At 27.6% G+C, this 14,877-nt stretch carries 18 protein-coding genes; 12 read left to right on the forward strand and 6 right to left on the reverse strand.

The window, feature by feature from the left end; all coding sequences use genetic code 11:
* Positions 1 to 9: 9 nt before the first annotated feature.
* The 3 genes from AC2TY9_RS09915 to AC2TY9_RS09925 all read right to left on the reverse strand — a co-directional run bounded on the left by AC2TY9_RS09915 (position 10) and on the right by AC2TY9_RS09925 (position 3,772).
* Entirely contained in the window at positions 10 to 1,920 is a 1,911-nt protein-coding gene (locus tag AC2TY9_RS09915; RefSeq protein ID WP_489777293.1) for an FIST N-terminal domain-containing protein, read from the reverse strand.
* A gap of 130 nt (positions 1,921 to 2,050) precedes the next feature.
* Positions 2,051 to 3,292, reverse strand: coding sequence for a dicarboxylate/amino acid:cation symporter (locus AC2TY9_RS09920; protein ID WP_489777294.1), 1,242 nt, complete (start codon positions 3,290 to 3,292; stop codon positions 2,051 to 2,053).
* Between the two features lie 90 nt (positions 3,293 to 3,382).
* On the reverse strand, positions 3,383 to 3,772 hold the full coding sequence (locus AC2TY9_RS09925) for a hypothetical protein (protein ID WP_489777295.1): 390 nt from the start codon (positions 3,770 to 3,772) through the stop codon (positions 3,383 to 3,385).
* Between the two features lie 120 nt (positions 3,773 to 3,892).
* On the opposite strand from AC2TY9_RS09925, the gene AC2TY9_RS09930 reads away from it, so the two are divergent.
* Together AC2TY9_RS09930 and AC2TY9_RS09935 are read left to right on the forward strand one after the other, a co-directional pair.
* Positions 3,893 to 4,333, forward strand: a complete 441-nt coding sequence (locus AC2TY9_RS09930; protein ID WP_489777296.1) for a globin domain-containing protein — start codon at positions 3,893 to 3,895, stop codon at positions 4,331 to 4,333.
* Between the two features lie 11 nt (positions 4,334 to 4,344).
* Positions 4,345 to 5,505 carry a DUF3095 family protein gene (locus AC2TY9_RS09935; RefSeq protein ID WP_489777297.1) on the forward strand — a complete coding sequence of 387 codons (1,161 nt, stop codon included), beginning with the start codon at positions 4,345 to 4,347 and terminating at the stop codon, positions 5,503 to 5,505.
* Positions 5,506 to 5,536: 31 nt separating this feature from the next.
* Here AC2TY9_RS09935 and AC2TY9_RS09940 read toward each other — a convergent pair whose 3' ends face one another.
* Complete coding sequence (locus AC2TY9_RS09940; protein WP_489777299.1) at positions 5,537 to 6,388, reverse strand: YitT family protein; 852 nt, start codon at positions 6,386 to 6,388, stop codon at positions 5,537 to 5,539.
* A 208-nt stretch (positions 6,389 to 6,596) separates the two neighbouring features.
* Between AC2TY9_RS09940 and AC2TY9_RS09945 the strand changes: the two genes are divergently transcribed.
* The 4 genes from AC2TY9_RS09945 (at position 6,597) to AC2TY9_RS09960 (ending at position 9,918) form a co-directional block, all read left to right on the forward strand.
* Positions 6,597 to 7,157, forward strand: coding sequence for a DJ-1/PfpI family protein (locus AC2TY9_RS09945; RefSeq protein WP_489777300.1), 561 nt, complete (start codon positions 6,597 to 6,599; stop codon positions 7,155 to 7,157).
* Positions 7,158 to 7,202: 45 nt separating this feature from the next.
* Positions 7,203 to 7,937 carry an IclR family transcriptional regulator gene (locus AC2TY9_RS09950; RefSeq protein ID WP_489777301.1) on the forward strand — a complete coding sequence of 245 codons (735 nt, stop codon included), beginning with the start codon at positions 7,203 to 7,205 and terminating at the stop codon, positions 7,935 to 7,937.
* A 63-nt stretch (positions 7,938 to 8,000) separates the two neighbouring features.
* A complete protein-coding gene (locus AC2TY9_RS09955; protein ID WP_489777302.1) occupies positions 8,001 to 8,693 on the forward strand; it encodes an alpha/beta fold hydrolase in 693 nt (230 codons plus the stop codon).
* Positions 8,694 to 8,829: 136 nt separating this feature from the next.
* A complete protein-coding gene (locus AC2TY9_RS09960) occupies positions 8,830 to 9,918 on the forward strand; it encodes a PQQ-dependent sugar dehydrogenase (protein WP_489777303.1) in 1,089 nt (362 codons plus the stop codon).
* Here the strand turns inward: AC2TY9_RS09960 and AC2TY9_RS09965 are convergent.
* Positions 9,915 to 10,127, reverse strand: a complete 213-nt coding sequence (locus AC2TY9_RS09965; RefSeq protein WP_489777304.1) for a YgaP family membrane protein — start codon at positions 10,125 to 10,127, stop codon at positions 9,915 to 9,917. The genes AC2TY9_RS09960 and AC2TY9_RS09965 overlap by 4 nt on opposite strands.
* Positions 10,128 to 10,285: 158 nt before the next feature.
* Here AC2TY9_RS09965 and AC2TY9_RS09970 point away from each other — a divergent pair, with 158 nt between their 5' ends.
* Positions 10,286 to 10,573 (forward strand): hypothetical protein, encoded by a 288-nt coding sequence (locus tag AC2TY9_RS09970; RefSeq protein WP_489777305.1) that lies wholly within the window; start codon positions 10,286 to 10,288, stop codon positions 10,571 to 10,573.
* 1 nt (position 10,574) lies between these two features.
* Here the strand turns inward: AC2TY9_RS09970 and sfsA are convergent, their stop codons facing one another.
* Positions 10,575 to 11,273 (reverse strand): DNA/RNA nuclease SfsA, encoded by a 699-nt coding sequence (gene sfsA, locus AC2TY9_RS09975; RefSeq protein ID WP_489777306.1) that lies wholly within the window; start codon positions 11,271 to 11,273, stop codon positions 10,575 to 10,577.
* 103 nt (positions 11,274 to 11,376) lie between these two features.
* Here sfsA and AC2TY9_RS09980 point away from each other — a divergent pair, with 103 nt between their 5' ends.
* Genes AC2TY9_RS09980 through AC2TY9_RS10000 form a run of 5 tightly spaced genes read left to right on the forward strand, consistent with a single transcriptional unit; the run spans position 11,377 to position 14,855 of the window.
* Entirely contained in the window at positions 11,377 to 11,760 is a 384-nt protein-coding gene (locus tag AC2TY9_RS09980) for a bacteriohemerythrin (RefSeq protein WP_489777307.1), read from the forward strand.
* A gap of 13 nt (positions 11,761 to 11,773) precedes the next feature.
* Entirely contained in the window at positions 11,774 to 11,962 is a 189-nt protein-coding gene (locus AC2TY9_RS09985; protein WP_489777308.1) for a hypothetical protein, read from the forward strand.
* Positions 11,963 to 11,970: 8 nt separating this feature from the next.
* The gene (locus AC2TY9_RS09990) at positions 11,971 to 12,978 is read left to right on the forward strand and encodes an ATP-binding protein (protein ID WP_489777309.1); all 1,008 of its coding nucleotides are present in this window, start codon (positions 11,971 to 11,973) and stop codon (positions 12,976 to 12,978) included.
* The gene (locus AC2TY9_RS09995) at positions 12,959 to 14,179 is read left to right on the forward strand and encodes a vWA domain-containing protein (protein WP_489777310.1); all 1,221 of its coding nucleotides are present in this window, start codon (positions 12,959 to 12,961) and stop codon (positions 14,177 to 14,179) included. The genes AC2TY9_RS09990 and AC2TY9_RS09995 overlap by 20 nt, the downstream gene beginning before the upstream one ends.
* A complete protein-coding gene (locus AC2TY9_RS10000) occupies positions 14,151 to 14,855 on the forward strand; it encodes a hypothetical protein (RefSeq protein ID WP_489777311.1) in 705 nt (234 codons plus the stop codon). The genes AC2TY9_RS09995 and AC2TY9_RS10000 overlap by 29 nt, the downstream gene beginning before the upstream one ends.
* The last annotated feature ends 22 nt before the right edge of the window (positions 14,856 to 14,877 follow it).

The following is a 14,877-nucleotide window of genomic DNA, read 5'->3' on the forward strand; positions in this document are numbered from 1 at the left end:
AATAAAATATTATTTTTTTAATTGAATATTAAAACAAGCACCATATTTTCTATTTTCTACGCTTATTATACCTTCCATATATTTTTCAATAATTATCTTATTCATATAAAGTCCAAGGCCAGTCCCATTTAGTTGATTTTTTGTACTAAAGTATGGATTAAATATCTCATCAATAATCTTTTCATCTATCCCACCTGCATTGTCACAAATACTTATGATAATATTTTGTTTTGATTCTTTTACAGATATCACAATAGCTTTTTTTTCTTTTTCTTTTGATGTAAATGCTTCTTTTGAGTTGTTTATGAAATTAAGAAGAACTTGTATTAATTCTCTTTTATAAACAAAAATGATTGAATCATTTTCATCTTGTATTATTAGTTCTATATCATTATTTTTGAGGTTTGCATTTGTTATATCTTTTATATCTTGAAAAAGTTTCTTTAAAGATATTTCCTCTTTTTTATCACTAGGTTTAAAATAGTTTTTGAAATTGTTAATTATATTTGATAAATCTAATGCTTGCTTTTGTATACTTTTAAGATATTCTTCAAGGGAATTATTATCTAAACTATCCAGTTCTAAATCAGCTAATGCATTATTAGCAATCATTGAAATAGAACTTAAAGGTTGCCTCCATTGGTGGGCAACTATATTTAACATCTCTCCCATAGCAGCATTTCTTGATTGGGAAATCATAATTTCATCTTTTCTTTGAAGCTCTTTTGTTGATACATAGATTAAATGTGATAAAGCTTGAACTGTTGAACTTGAGCCTTTTTTTATATTTAATGTTGGTTTTTTATTATTGATATTTTCTGATTCACTTAAAGCCAAAAGAGTCATACTCTGATTTAGAAGTTCTTTATTATCTTTTTCACTAAAAAATTCTCCATAAGTAAAAAAACCAGTGGTAGGAGCTAAATCGTTATATATGAGTGTTTCATGTTCAATTTTGTCTGGCATAAATCTTCTTCTTGCCATACATGAATAGATAAATATACTCTCAATTGGTTTAGAAGCAATTTTGTCAATGTGGTATTGTGTTTTATCAAGTATCTCATTGCAATTTCCATAAGCAAAACTTACTTCATCTCCAACATTTAAATTTCCTGCAAATACCAAAGAACCATCATCATTTTTCCCAATAACAGCTCTTGCTATTTGTATACCGTTTCTTTCAACAATTAAAGGAAATTCAATTCCTACATATGGAAGGTTTTTGCTTATATCATGACCTAAATAATACCCATATGTTTCCAAAGCAGTTCTATCATTTATCGTATAAACTACATTTTTATCTGATTTTGTAATTTTTAATTTTTGTCCAATTGGAAGCCAGTTAAAACTATAATCAGTAGCAATATTTAAACTTTTACTACTTAAAGATACTGCTACAAAACCTTTTGTGTATATTTGCTCTTTTGTAAAAACATAAGTATTTTCAAATTTTGCATTATCTCCGGCAAGTCCTCCTGCAACAATAATACTTTTATCAATTGACTCTATCCCTTTAATATACTCTTCACCGTTTCCTAATAGTCCATCAATAAAAGATATTATAACTTTTGTATCCTCTTGTATTATCTTTGAGGCTATATCCTTTCCTACTTGGAAATGATTTTCAAATTGGTTTGTGATTTCTGTTTTTAAAGATACTTGTTCAAATATTGTAAAACTTATAACTGTAGTATTAGTGCTTACTAAACCATCTTTTATCTCTCCATCTGTTGTTGAGCCTACTAAAGAAGATAAAGGAAAATTTTCTGAAAAATAGTTTGTTATATTTTCTATAAACGAAGGATTGTTTTCATGAGTGAAAACTTGAATTAAAAGTTTTGAAGAGTCTTCAATAAAATTATCTTTAATAAATCTTTCAAGATCTTTAATATCATTGAAATATGTATTTAATGTTTTCATTTAAAATACCTAAAATATATTCTAAATCAGTATACATTAATTAGATTTAATTAAAGTTTATATTTTATTTTTAGCTTAAAATATTGCAATTTAAAGATTTTAAAAGAAGAGAGTTAATCTCTTCTTTTATTTAAACTTCAACTGATTGAAGTTTGTCTTGTTTTTCATTTAAATTATCAATAACAACTGCACAAACTGCATCACCTGTGATATTTAAAGCAGTTCTAGTCATATCAAAGATTCTATCAAGGGCAAATAATAAAGGTAAACCTTCAATAGGAATTCCAGCAGCTAGTAAAACAGCAACAACTAAAAATGAAGGGCCAGGAACACCTGCTTGTCCAATAGCACCAATAGTAGCTGTAAAAATAATAGCAGCATATCCAGCTAGTCCTAAATCAATATTATACATTTGTGCAAAGAAAATAGCCACAAGTCCATAATAGATTGCATTTCCACTCATATTAATAGTTGCACCAAGTGGTAAAACAAAAGATGAAGTAGATTTTGAAACATTTAAATCTTCTTCACAAGTTTTCATTGTAACAGGAAGCGTTGCCATAGATGAAGCTGTTGAAAGTGCAACAATTTGAGGTTTTTTTATTGCACTAATAAATTTTCTGATTGATAAATTAGAAAATAGTTTTATAATTAATGGGTAGAAAATAAATCCATAAACTAAAAGCGCTCCCATATAAACTATAAAAAGTTTTGCTACTAGACCAAGCATATCAAATCCATAAGTACCAATTGAATCAGCCATTAGACCAAAAACACCAATTGGTGCTAGCAACATTACAACAGTAACCATCCAAATTAAAGCTTGAATCATTCCTTCTAAACCATTGATTAGTGGAGTACTTTTCTCTTTTGGAATTTTAGAAATTGCAATACCAAAGAATAAACAAAAAACTAAAATTTGTAAGATGTTTGCATCCATAAGTGATTGGAAAATATTAGTTGGAATCATACCAATAAGTGTATCCATAGCACCAGGAAGGGCTCCTTTATCAGCATATTGGTTTGAAAACATATGGCTTACACTACTTAAGTCTAATCCAACACCTGGTTTAAAAACTTCACCTGCTAAAAGTGCAAGTGCAACTGCAAATGCAGAAGTTCCTAAAAAGAATGCAATGGTTCCAATCCCCACTTTTCCTGCACTTGGACTATCACTTAGGTTTGCAGCACCAGAGATGATTGAAATTACAATCAAAGGTATTACCAGCATTTTGATTAGGTGAATAAATATTGTCCCTAGAGGTGCAAAAATAGAGGCATCTTTCCCCATAAGTATACCCACAATAGTACCTAGAATCATTGCTATAATGATCTGGACACCTACATTTTTGAATAATGATTTTTGTTTCATTAATTATCCTTTTAATACATTTACATAATTTTATAATTATGAAGTGGCTTAAAAGTGTGTACTAATAAAAAAATTAAGTTAAAATTAATATTAGGAGTTGTTTTTTAGATATTTATAGTTTTTGTAGCAGTTTATTGTTTCCATTAATGTTATAGCAATAAGTCCCATTATCCAATATAAAAACCATTGTGAAATCATTCCAATAAATCCATCTTCATAATAGTAATCTACAACTTGAAATACTAGAAAAAATAAAATTGTAGATCTTAAAGAGAATTGATTATTTTGAACAAAATCTATGGTTTGATGGTTTTTTAGCTTTATTTTAAAAAATATAAGACTTAGAACAATTACAAACAATGCTATTATTGAAAGATATTCATCTTTTACCAGTTGAACTGATTTGTCAATGCCAAGTATAAAATAGTATGTAGTAAGTATCCCAATAAAAGATACTATAAAAAGATTTTTTGTATTCATAAAATTTCCAAGTTTTTATGAATTTTATCAAAATTTGATTAATTTTTTAATTTACCTTATTTTCATATAGTTTATAAATCATTAAAAGTGTATATTTTCACATATCAAAAAAGGAAAAAAATGGAATATAATATATCTGAAACTTCAATGGGAAATAGACCAAATGTAAGTCTTCCCAATCCAATAATATTAGCAACTTTAAAAGAAGAAGGTATGAGAAATTTAATAAGCAGACACTATGATTTACTAGCGGAAAGTAAAATTAAAGATCTTTTCCCTGAAAATGAACAAGCTTTAGCAATGGCAAAAAAACACTCTGCTGATTTTTTTATTCAAATTTGTGGAGGACCAAAATATTTCAATGAAAGTAGAGGTGCTCCAAGAATGGTAGCAAGACATATGCCTTTTAAAATCACTCCTAGTGCAAGGATAGTTTGGCTAGAGATGTTTGCAAAAGCAATTGAGGAAACAAACTTAAGCGAAGAGGAAAAAAAATCGTTTTGGGATTATGTTGATATTTTTTCTATTTGGATGATTAACACTGCTGAACCAATAAATTAAAAAAGAGTTAAATGGCAACTTATTATTTTTATAAAAATCTTAAAACTGTAAGTGATTTTACAGAGTTATCAAACCCTGATATTTATACAAAAATACCAAATGACTGGCACCTTTTAGCAACAGATGTTAAAGATTCTACAAAAAATATTGAAAATGGAAAATATAAAGAGATAAATATGCTAGGAGCTATGAGTATTATCTCTGTTTTAAATGTTGACAGAAGTTTAGAACTTCCTTTTATTTTTGGTGGTGATGGTGCTTTTGTTTTAGTCCCAAGACGAGCTTACAAAAGTGCAAGACGAGCTTTAGTTGCAGTTAGAGAAATGGCAAAAGAAGCTTATGGCTTAGAACTTAGAGTAGGATCAATTTCTTTAGAAAAACTTGCAAGTTTTGAAAAAGAGATTTTAATAGCTAAATATAAAACTACACAAAATCATGAACAAGCTTTGATAAAAGGTGAGGGTTTAGATTATTTTGATTATCTTTTAAAACTAGATGATAAATATCACATAAAAGATAAAAAAGATGAACTTTATGAGTTAGATTTAGAAGGTTTAGAGTGTAGATGGTCTTTTATAGAATCTTCTAAAGATGAAACTTTGTCATTTATTTTAAAATGTCTTGATGAAAAAGATTATAAAGAGGTTTTAGCAAATATTGAAAAAATTGTTGGTGATATTAGCTCTAGACATCCAATTGATGAGGCTAAACTATTATTAAGTTTTAAAGCTAAAGATTTAAATGTTGAAGCCTCTTTTTTATCCAAATCATTTCTAGGTAAAGTGGCTACTTTATTTAAACTAAGGTTTATAAATCTTCTAGGTCTTTTATTAATGAAATTTAAAATTGGAGAATGGGAAAAATATAAAAAAAGAATCATCTCAACTACTGATATTGAAAAGTTTGATAATATTGTTAGAATGGTTTTTTCTATTAGTAATAAAGATTTGAAAAAACTTGAAGAGTATTTGGAAAAAGAGTATCAAAATAAAAAACTTGTATATGGAATAAATAAATCAAAACATGCTCTTATGACATGTCTAATTTTTGAAAGGCATGGAAAACATATCCATTTTGTTGATACTACAAATGGTGGATACGCAATTGCAGCAAAGGGATATAAAAGAAGATTAAAAGAGATAGGTGACAATAATATTTCTACTTTAAATTGATATTTTTGGGAAGGCTTATTTACAAAATATCTTAATAACCTCTTCCTAAAAATTCACTAGCTTCTGAAATAACAATAAAAGCTTCAGAATCATTTTCTTTTACAAGTTGTCTTAGTTTTTGAAGTTTACTTACATCAACAACTAAAAGGATTATTTTTTTATGCTCTTTATCAAAAAGTCCATCCCCTTGTATGATAGTTCCTTTAGGACCTAGTTCTTCCCTTATTTTCATTTTCATTTCATCGGTTTTATCTGTTACAAGATGAACTACTTTTTTATCAAGTCTTCCTGTTAGAATTTTATCTACTATTTTTGCTGTTATATAAATACTTATTACACTCCAAAGAATCTTTACTCTATCTTCAAATATAAAAAGGGATGAGAGTATTATAATTGCATCAATTATAAGTATTATAGTTGCTGGCCTAATTTCACTTTTAGAAGCAACGATTTTTGCAACTATCGTAGAGCCTCCTGCACTTGAATCTGCTTTTATTACTAAAGATAATCCAATTCCAATAAAAATTCCTCCAAATATAGCAGCTAAAATAGTGTCTTGAATAAATGGATTAATATTTAATACTTTGTCAAAAAAATCTATAAATATAGAAATAGCAATAATTGTAAAAATGGTTCTTATTACAAAAAGTCTTCCAAGGACTTTTCCTCCTAAAATAATTAAAGGGGCATTTACTAGAACAATTAGGGTTCCAATTGTTAATGGAGTTACATAATAAAGTAATAATGCAAGACCTGCAGTCCCTCCAGTTAGTAGCTTATTTGGTGATAAAAAACCTACTACTCCTAAAGCTAAAATTATAGCTCCAAGTATTATTAAAATATAGTTTTTGATTTCCTCTTTATATTTTATTAAATAATTCATACTTATCCTAAAATGATATTTTAAAAAATTTATTTTATCCATTTTATATTTATATAAAGATACTATTTTTTATTTCATTAGTAGTAAATTATATGGATATGAAAGCTAGTTTCATATAGTGAAACTACTTTAAACTAATCTTTCTAATAAGGTTACTATTAAATTCACTTTCTATAAGATTAACTAAATCTAATTATAGGAGAGTGAAATGTCAAAAAAGATATTAATTATTGCTGGTGACTTTGTTGAAGACTACGAATTAATGGTACCTTTTCAATGTTTGAAAATGTTAGGTCATGATGTGGATGTTATTTGTCCAGATAAAAAAGCAGGGGAACAAATAAAAACAGCAATTCATGATTTTGAAGGTGATCAGACATATACTGAAAAGCCAGGACACAATTTTACATTAAATGCTTCTTTTGATGAAATTGATGAAACAAAATATGATGCTTTATTGATTCCAGGGGGTAGAGCACCTGAGTATATTAGACTTAATGGAAGAGTTATCGAAATGGTAAAATATTTTGATGATGAGAAAAAACCTATTGCTTCTGTTTGCCATGGAGCACAAGTTTTAGTTGCAGCAGGTGTTGTAAAAGATAAAACTTGTTCAGCTTATCCAGCTTGCGCACCTGATATTAATACAAATGGTGGAACATGGATTGATGTAGGTTTTGAAGATGCTTATGTTGATGGACATTTAGTTACAGCAGCAGCTTGGCCAGCTCATCCAACATGGTTAGCAAAGTTTAACGAACTTTTATAGAAAATATGCAAAACTAATTTTATTAGTTTTGCATAAAGGGTGAAAATGTCAGATTCTTTAAAATCTCTTTCTAAGGGTTTACAAGTTTATAAAGAGATTGTAAATTATGGAAAACCTATTCAAGCTTCTACTCTTTGTAGTAAAATGAATATAAATAAAAGTACTATGTCAAGAATCTTACAGACATTAAATCATGAAGATTATATTGAATATTTAGACGAATCAAATGAGATTGTCCCAAAGATTTTAGAGAACGAACAAAATAAAAAAACTAAAATCCAGCTTCTAGTTCAAAAAACAAAACCACTTCTTGAAGAGATATCAAAATTAACAAATGAGTGTGCTTATTTAGGTATTTTTGATAACAATAAGGTTTTATATCTAAATCAAGTTGATAATAGTTCTAGAAAGCTTAAAACTAGAAATAATATAGGTCTTCAAACACCTTTACATACTAGTGCTTTGGGTAAATCAATACTTGCCTTTGGTAACTATAGTTTAGAAAATTTGAAATTAAATCAATATACACACAACACAATAAAAAACTTAAATGAGTTGAATGAGACTTTAGAAGAGGTTCAAAAAAATGGATATTCAATTGATTATAGTGAATTCCAAGATAATATGTGTTGTACCGCTGTTCCTTTATTTAATCATGAAAATATATTAATTGGAGCAGTTGGAATATCTGGTAGTAAAGAAAGACTTGCTATAGAAAAATTAAACTTTCTAGGAAAAGAGATTTCAACATTAGTTGAAAAATATAACATCACTTGTTAGTAAAGTTTTAATAAAATTTTGATACAAACTTAAAATAAAAAAATATTATACACTGGATAGAAGATGAAAGAAAAAATATATTTACTTCCTGGTCTTATGACTGATGAAAGATTATGGAGTAAACTAAGACCTTTATTAACTGATTATGAATTAATACATTTACCTTTACCCCATACTTCTGATTTTGATGAGTCAGTAGAACAGTTAAATAAACAAATAAAAGATGAAAAGATTAATCTCTTGGGTTTCTCTTTAGGTGGTTACACAGCATGTTATTTTGCTACAAAGTTTCCTGAAAAGATAAAAAAACTTATGCTTGTTGCAGGGACTCCTAGTTCAATGAATCAAGATGAGATAGAAAAAAGAAAACTTACTTTAAAACAAATGAATAACTTAGGTTTTAAGGGTTTATCTTACAAAAAAACACAATCTTTATTAGAAGAATCAAATAGAGATGATGAAAAATTGATTTCACTAGTTCAAGATATGTTCTCTTCAATGGGAAAAGATGTTTATAATGTACAGATGGAAAGTACATTCAAAAGAAATGATATCTATGAAGAGTTAACTGCTTTAAAAATCCCAATAAAGTTTTTTTATTCATTAAGTGACAGACTTATAAATCATGAATCACTTAAAAAGATAAAAAAAGAACATACAAATATTGAAGTGATATCTAGGGAGGGTACATCTCATATGCTTCCTTTAGAAACTCCTAAATTATTATCTAATTTAATAAAATCATGGTTGAAATAGAAAGCTGATTTAAAATTTAAAAGAAGCTAGCTTTTAAAGAAGTTAACTTTCTTTGAATTTTGAATTTAATTTTTCACTTAATACTTATTTAACTTTTTAATCATAAAATTAATTATTCAAAATAAAGGAATTTATTATGAAATGGTTATTAAAAATTATGTTAACTCTTCTGTTGTCTGTAAATTTATTCGCTAATGAAAAATTTAAAATAAGTAAAATAGAAACAAACCTTGGAATAATTTGGGGAATAGATTTTATCGATGATGAAAAGATGATTCTTACTGCAAAAGCTGGCGATGTAATGCTTTTAGATTTAAACACTTTAAAATTAAGACCATTAATAGATAAAATAAATGTTCACAATCGTGGTCAAGGTGGCTTATTAGACGTCAAAAAATCTCCAAATTTCAAGACTGATAAAACTTTTTATTTTACCTATTCAAAATCTGTAAATAATCAAGGGGTTACAACATTAGCAAGTGCTAAGTTTGATGGAAAAAAACTTATAGATTTTAAAGATTTGTTTATTAGTAAATCTGCTACAGATAAGAATGTTCATTTTGGTAGTAGAATCACTTTTGATGAAAATGGTCACCTATTTTTTTCAATAGGAGATAGAGGAATCAGGAAAAATGCACAAGACTTAACTAATCATGCAGGTAGTATTATTAGATTAAATTTAGATGGAAGTATACCTAGTGATAATCCATTTGTTAAAAAAAGAGGAAAACTTCCAGAAATTTATAGTTATGGTCATAGAAATCCCCAAGGAATTTTTTATGATAAAAAAACTCAACGTTTATGGAGTATAGAACACGGCCCAAGAGGCGGTGATGAAATCAATTTAGTTGAAAAAGGGAAAAACTATGGATGGCCAGTTATCTCATATGGGAAAGAGTATTGGGCTCCATTAGCTGTTGGTGAAGGGACACATAAAAAAGGTATGGAACAACCTAAAAAAGTCTATATACCATCAATCGCTCCAAGTTCACTAATTGTTTATAGTGGTAAATTATTTAAATCTTTAAAAGGGGATATATTATCTACTGCATTAAAATTAAGACATCTAAATAAAGTTGAAGTTAGTAATGATTTATCATTAGTTAAAGAAGAACGTTTTTTAGAAAACTTAGGTGAAAGAATTAGAAATATAGTTGAATCTAAAAAAGGGGAACTTTTTATCTCAACTGATAGTGGTAATATTTATAAAATCTCAAGCAATTAAGCTTGAGATTCATTTTTTTGTAAATTTTTAGGAGTACATTTTTTTGTAATAAGACATGTTGGGCAGAAGTCTAAAACTCCAGCAATTAATGGAATAACTCCTAAATAAAACCATACAATTCCTGTAAAAAAACCAATTCCAATTAAAACTACTCCTACAATAATTCTGAACTTTCTACAAAAATTTCTAAATTTGTCAAATTTATTCATTTATAACTTACCTTTATAATTTTTTCATAATTATATCTTATGAAACTTAAGCAACTTTTAATAAAAATTATTAAGAAAATCTTATATTTTATTATCATTTGTTTTGTTATTGCTACTTTTTGTAGGTACTATTCTCAATATTTTTATTAAGGACAAAAATGAGAAATCAAGATGTGAAGAAGGAATTTGCTAAAGTGATATTAAATGCAAAAATTGCTGCAGGAATATTTTTTATCCTTTTAACACCTAGTGTTGTTATTGCTATCAAAGATATTGAACAAATATTTGGTCAAAGTCAAGACTTTTGGTTTAGAGCAGGTATTGCTGGATTTGTAATATATATGGGGTTTACAGTTTTTTTATGGAAGTGCCCAAGTTGTGGTAAGTTTCCTGGACGAGGTTGGTTTAGAAAAGAGTGCCAAAGTTGTGGAGTAGAGTTAAGTTGATTTACTTAAACTCTACTTTTTTAGCCACTTTTATCTCTTCAAAGTTTATATCTGATTGGTAAACTAAAACTTCAACACCTTGTTTTATTACTTCTTCAAAAATCTCATTATATTTTTTATCAATTTCATGTGCTATTCTAAAAGGAAGATTATCTGTTCTTTGGATTATATAAAGCATTACTGCTCTATGACCTTCTTGCACCATATCTCTTAACTCTTCTAAATGTTTTTGACCTCTAGTTGTTTTTGCATCAGGAAATGCTAATGTATCACCAAGGTTTAAACTCACACTTTTAATCTCAACAAAACATTTTTTATCACTATTGTTATTCCACAATAAAATATCAATTCTACTGTTTTGATTTCCATATTTTTGTTCTGGTTTTAGATTATCATAACCTTGTAATTCTTTTACTATACCATTTTCAATAGCTTCAATAGCTATTTTATTTGCAACACCAGTATTTGTACAAATTAACTCTTTGCCCATTTTTGTTAATTCAAGTGTATACTTTAATTTTCTTTTTGGATTATCATGGTGTGTTACCCAAACATCACAATTTTCTTCAATACAACTTGTCATTGCACCACTATTTGGAACATGGGCAGTTATTTCACTTCCATCATCAAGTATAATATCTGCTAAAAATCTTTTATATCTTTTTATTAGTTTTCCATGTATAAGTTTTTCAAACTGCATAAATCTCCTTTTAATATATGATTATACAAAACATTGTTTAAAAGAGTTTTTTCAATGGGGTATAGTTATTGCATATAAGCTTTAAAAAAATGGTAAGAAAAAAATGGAATTTAAAGATAATAAGCATCTTCTTAATCACGATGAAATGGATGAGATTCATAAAGAGTTTATTCATATATATAATGGTGCAGACAACAATTCGATTGGCAGTATAATAAATAAAACAAAAGAGTTAATAGAACATACAAAAAGACATTTTTTTTATGAAGAATCTCAAATGGATCAATTTAATTATCCAACTTCAAGAGAGCATAAAGAGGAACATCAAAAAGTACTACATGAAATGCAGTTTTTTTTAGAAAAAAGTAACACTTCTATTGGTAAGCAACTATTAAAATCTTACTATATACAAAAGCTTCCAGATTGGTTTGATTTACATCTAATAAGTATGGATAGTGATTTAGCTAGCTTTCTAAAAAAAGTTTAAAAAAGGAGATATTATGGGTATTTTAGAAGAAAAAATAAAACAAGACTTGATGCAAAAAATTTTTACTGACTCTTTAAAAATTTATGAAAACATTGATAGCAAATATTCAATGTCAAATGAGCAAAAAGATAAAGTTTTAGAAAAAATCACAGACTTAAATAAAGATTTACAAGAGATACTAAAAGAGCTAAAACTTTCATAGGATAAAAAATGATTACACCTTCTATAGGAACCACTGAATTATATAAACAAATCCAAGTTTTAATAGATGTAGATATACCTTTATTTATCCATGGAAGTCCAGGAATTGGTAAATCATATATCGTAAATGATATTGCAAAACAAAATGACTTAAAGCTTATAGATGTAAGGCTTTCCCAACTTGATGCAGTTGATTTAAGAGGAATACCTACAATATCTAATAATCAAACAAAATGGATGCCACCAATTTTTTTACCCTTCGATGAAAATTCAAAAGGGATACTTTTTTTAGATGAGTTAAATTCAGCTCCACTTTCAGTTCAAGCAGCAATTTATCAATTAGTACTTGATAGAAAAATTGGTGAGTATACTTTGCCTAGTGGTTGGAGAATAATTTGTGCAGGGAATAAAATAGATGATAGAGGTATTGTTTTTAAACTTCCAAGTCCACTTATTAACAGAATGGTACATATTGTTTTAGAAGCTAAATATGATGATTTTAAAATTTGGGCAATCAAAAATGAGATACATCCTTTTGTTCTAGGCTTTTTAGGCTTTCGTCCAGATTTATTAAGTAATGAAGTGCCAAGTTCAACTGAAACAAATCCAGCATTTTGTACACCAAGAGCTTGGAATATGTTATCTAATATCTTAAAAAAGAATGAAGCTTTAACAGGAATTAATCCAGTTGTTTATGGAACAGTGGGCTATGGCGCTGGAATTGAGTTTATCTCTTTTGTAAAGGTTTATAAAACTTTGCCTGATATTGATGCTATTTTAGAAGGACAAAGTGATGTTGTACCAGATGAACCAAGTGCTTTATATGCCCTATGTGCAGCAATAATTGAAAAATATAAAGGGAATTCTCAAGGAAAGAATTTATTTGCATATGTAAATTGTCTTCCAGTTGAGTTTAATGTGATGCTTATTAAAGATTTAATAGTCAAAGATGAAAATATAGCAGAACTTGAAGAGTTTGATACTTGGATGGAGCAGTATGGTGAGTATATCATATGACGAAGTTTTTCAGAAAATAAGGATAAATTTTTTATTTAATCATCCCTTTCTTTCTGTATTAGCATTATCAATTCCAACTAATTTTAAAGATAATAGTAATAGCGCTTTTCAAACCAATGGTAAAGAAATTTTTATTGATTTAGAAAAACTACAAAGCTATTCTAGTGATGAGATAACTTATCTTTATGCCCATACACTTTTACACATAGTTTTAAAACACCCCTTTAGACAAAGAACAAGAGAGAAAAAACTTTGGAATCAAGCTTGTGATTTAGTTACAAATTTGGTTTTATCTAGTTTTTCAAATATAGGAAAAATACCAACTGATGAGATGTTAGATTTTGATTTAGAAAATAAATGTGTCGAAGAGGTCTATGAAATTCTTAGAAAAGAAGAAGAAAACAATGAAAGTTCTTCAGAAGAAAAAAAAGATGATGAGATAAAAACTAAACCAAAAGAAGATGGTAAATTAAAAGCTTATATCTATGATGAATCAAAGATGGACATAGAAGAAGTGAATGATGATAAAACTGATGATGGAGATAGAGAAAAATTAGATGGAATCATAATACAAGCACTCTCAATAGCTAAAAAAAGTTCAAAAGAGTATCAGGGAATGCAAATAGAAATAGATACTTTGATAAAACCTGAAATTTCACTACAAGATACATTAAAAGAGTATCTAATCTCATCACTATTTGAAAAAACATCAACTTACTCAAGACCAAATAGAAAATTTCTTCATAGTGGATTGTATTTACCTGGAAGTAAAAAAAGTGATGAGATGATTGAGGTTTTTATAGCACTTGATAGTAGTTCAAGTGTTACTCTAGATGATTATAAAAAGTTTCTAGGGGTAGTAAAAGATGTTTGTGAAGGTTTCTATGAATATAAAGTAAAGGTTCTTCCTTTTGATTTAAAAGTTAAAGAGGAGCATATAATAGAATTTGATTCCTTTAACCCTTTGATAGAAAAGGAACTTTTTATTCCTAAAAGTGATGGTGGAACAAATTTTGATGAAGTTTTAAGATATTTAAAAAAATCAAGTGATATTAGAAGTGATAACTTGCTTATGGTTTTAACTGATGGTGAATTTGAGATCTATGAAAGTTTAGTTTGTAAAACATTATTTATAATAAGTGAGAAAAAAAATATTAAAAGGTTTGAAAGTTTTGGAAGAGTTATTCAATTTAACATATAAAGATGAAGTAGAACTACTAAAAGATGAGGATGATTTTGAAAGCTTAGGGGATGAAAAATATCTAAATCATGAAGATATGGAAGCTAGACTTTACTGGGCTTTTTGTCGACCAAATGGCTCTAGAGAAGAGCAAATAGCTGATAGTGCTCCACTTGTTTCTATTATGGCTTTTAATCATTCAAAATTACCTGCTCTTAGAAGATTTCAGTTAATTCATAAAGATGTAATAAAAGATGATAATCTGAGAGTAAAAATTAGAAACAGAACTAGAATGCTTTTTAGAAGCTTAGTTGATAATGATTTTAGTGAGTTAAACAAAGTTTTAGATTTAGTTCCTGTGTTTTTACCTGTGGCAATTGATCAGCTTAAAACTGGAAGAAAATGGAATGATATAAAAGCTTTAGAAATAGAAGCTACAAAGTTTTTAAAAAGAAGTAAAGATTTTATTGATAATGATTTTTTGGAAGCTTTATATTTCAAGTTAGAAAAATTTGAAGATTTTGATGAGGGTGAATTAAAAGAGTTCTTAGAAGAAATAGAAGAAAAAAAAGAATCTATTGCCCCTCTTATTTTAGAATATTATAAAAAAGAAGCCTTGTTATGGGTAAAGAAAAGTGATATACATATCCTAAAAAAGAAAGTTATAGAAAAACTAGCTAAAAGAATAATTGAGTAAAAAATTCTTAACTTTTTGTAAT

The sequence above is a fragment of the Arcobacter sp. ISO1 genome (assembly GCF_058105185.1).

What these genes read in the sequence shown, in the direction of transcription:
- AC2TY9_RS09955 (WP_489777302.1), top strand. Translation starts at nt 8,001, where the DNA reads ATGAAAGAAAAAATATATTTACTTCCTGGTCTTATGACTGATGAAAGA.
- AC2TY9_RS09935 (WP_489777297.1), top strand. Translation starts at nt 4,345, where the DNA reads ATGGCAACTTATTATTTTTATAAAAATCTTAAAACTGTAAGTGATTTT.
- AC2TY9_RS09980 (WP_489777307.1), top strand. Translation starts at nt 11,377, where the DNA reads ATGGAATTTAAAGATAATAAGCATCTTCTTAATCACGATGAAATGGAT.
- AC2TY9_RS09960 (WP_489777303.1), top strand. Translation starts at nt 8,830, where the DNA reads ATGAAATGGTTATTAAAAATTATGTTAACTCTTCTGTTGTCTGTAAAT.
- AC2TY9_RS09930 (WP_489777296.1), top strand. Translation starts at nt 3,893, where the DNA reads ATGGAATATAATATATCTGAAACTTCAATGGGAAATAGACCAAATGTA.
- AC2TY9_RS09970 (WP_489777305.1), top strand. Translation starts at nt 10,286, where the DNA reads ATGAGAAATCAAGATGTGAAGAAGGAATTTGCTAAAGTGATATTAAAT.
- AC2TY9_RS09925 (WP_489777295.1), bottom strand. Translation starts at nt 3,772, where the DNA reads ATGAATACAAAAAATCTTTTTATAGTATCTTTTATTGGGATACTTACT.
- AC2TY9_RS09985 (WP_489777308.1), top strand. Translation starts at nt 11,774, where the DNA reads ATGGGTATTTTAGAAGAAAAAATAAAACAAGACTTGATGCAAAAAATT.
- AC2TY9_RS09920 (WP_489777294.1), bottom strand. Translation starts at nt 3,292, where the DNA reads ATGAAACAAAAATCATTATTCAAAAATGTAGGTGTCCAGATCATTATA.
- AC2TY9_RS09990 (WP_489777309.1), top strand. Translation starts at nt 11,971, where the DNA reads ATGATTACACCTTCTATAGGAACCACTGAATTATATAAACAAATCCAA.
- AC2TY9_RS09940 (WP_489777299.1), bottom strand. Translation starts at nt 6,388, where the DNA reads ATGAATTATTTAATAAAATATAAAGAGGAAATCAAAAACTATATTTTA.
- sfsA (WP_489777306.1), bottom strand. Translation starts at nt 11,273, where the DNA reads ATGCAGTTTGAAAAACTTATACATGGAAAACTAATAAAAAGATATAAA.
- AC2TY9_RS09915 (WP_489777293.1), bottom strand. Translation starts at nt 1,920, where the DNA reads ATGAAAACATTAAATACATATTTCAATGATATTAAAGATCTTGAAAGA.
- AC2TY9_RS09995 (WP_489777310.1), top strand. Translation starts at nt 12,959, where the DNA reads ATGGTGAGTATATCATATGACGAAGTTTTTCAGAAAATAAGGATAAAT.
- AC2TY9_RS09945 (WP_489777300.1), top strand. Translation starts at nt 6,597, where the DNA reads ATGTCAAAAAAGATATTAATTATTGCTGGTGACTTTGTTGAAGACTAC.
- AC2TY9_RS09965 (WP_489777304.1), bottom strand. Translation starts at nt 10,127, where the DNA reads ATGAATAAATTTGACAAATTTAGAAATTTTTGTAGAAAGTTCAGAATT.
- AC2TY9_RS09950 (WP_489777301.1), top strand. Translation starts at nt 7,203, where the DNA reads ATGTCAGATTCTTTAAAATCTCTTTCTAAGGGTTTACAAGTTTATAAA.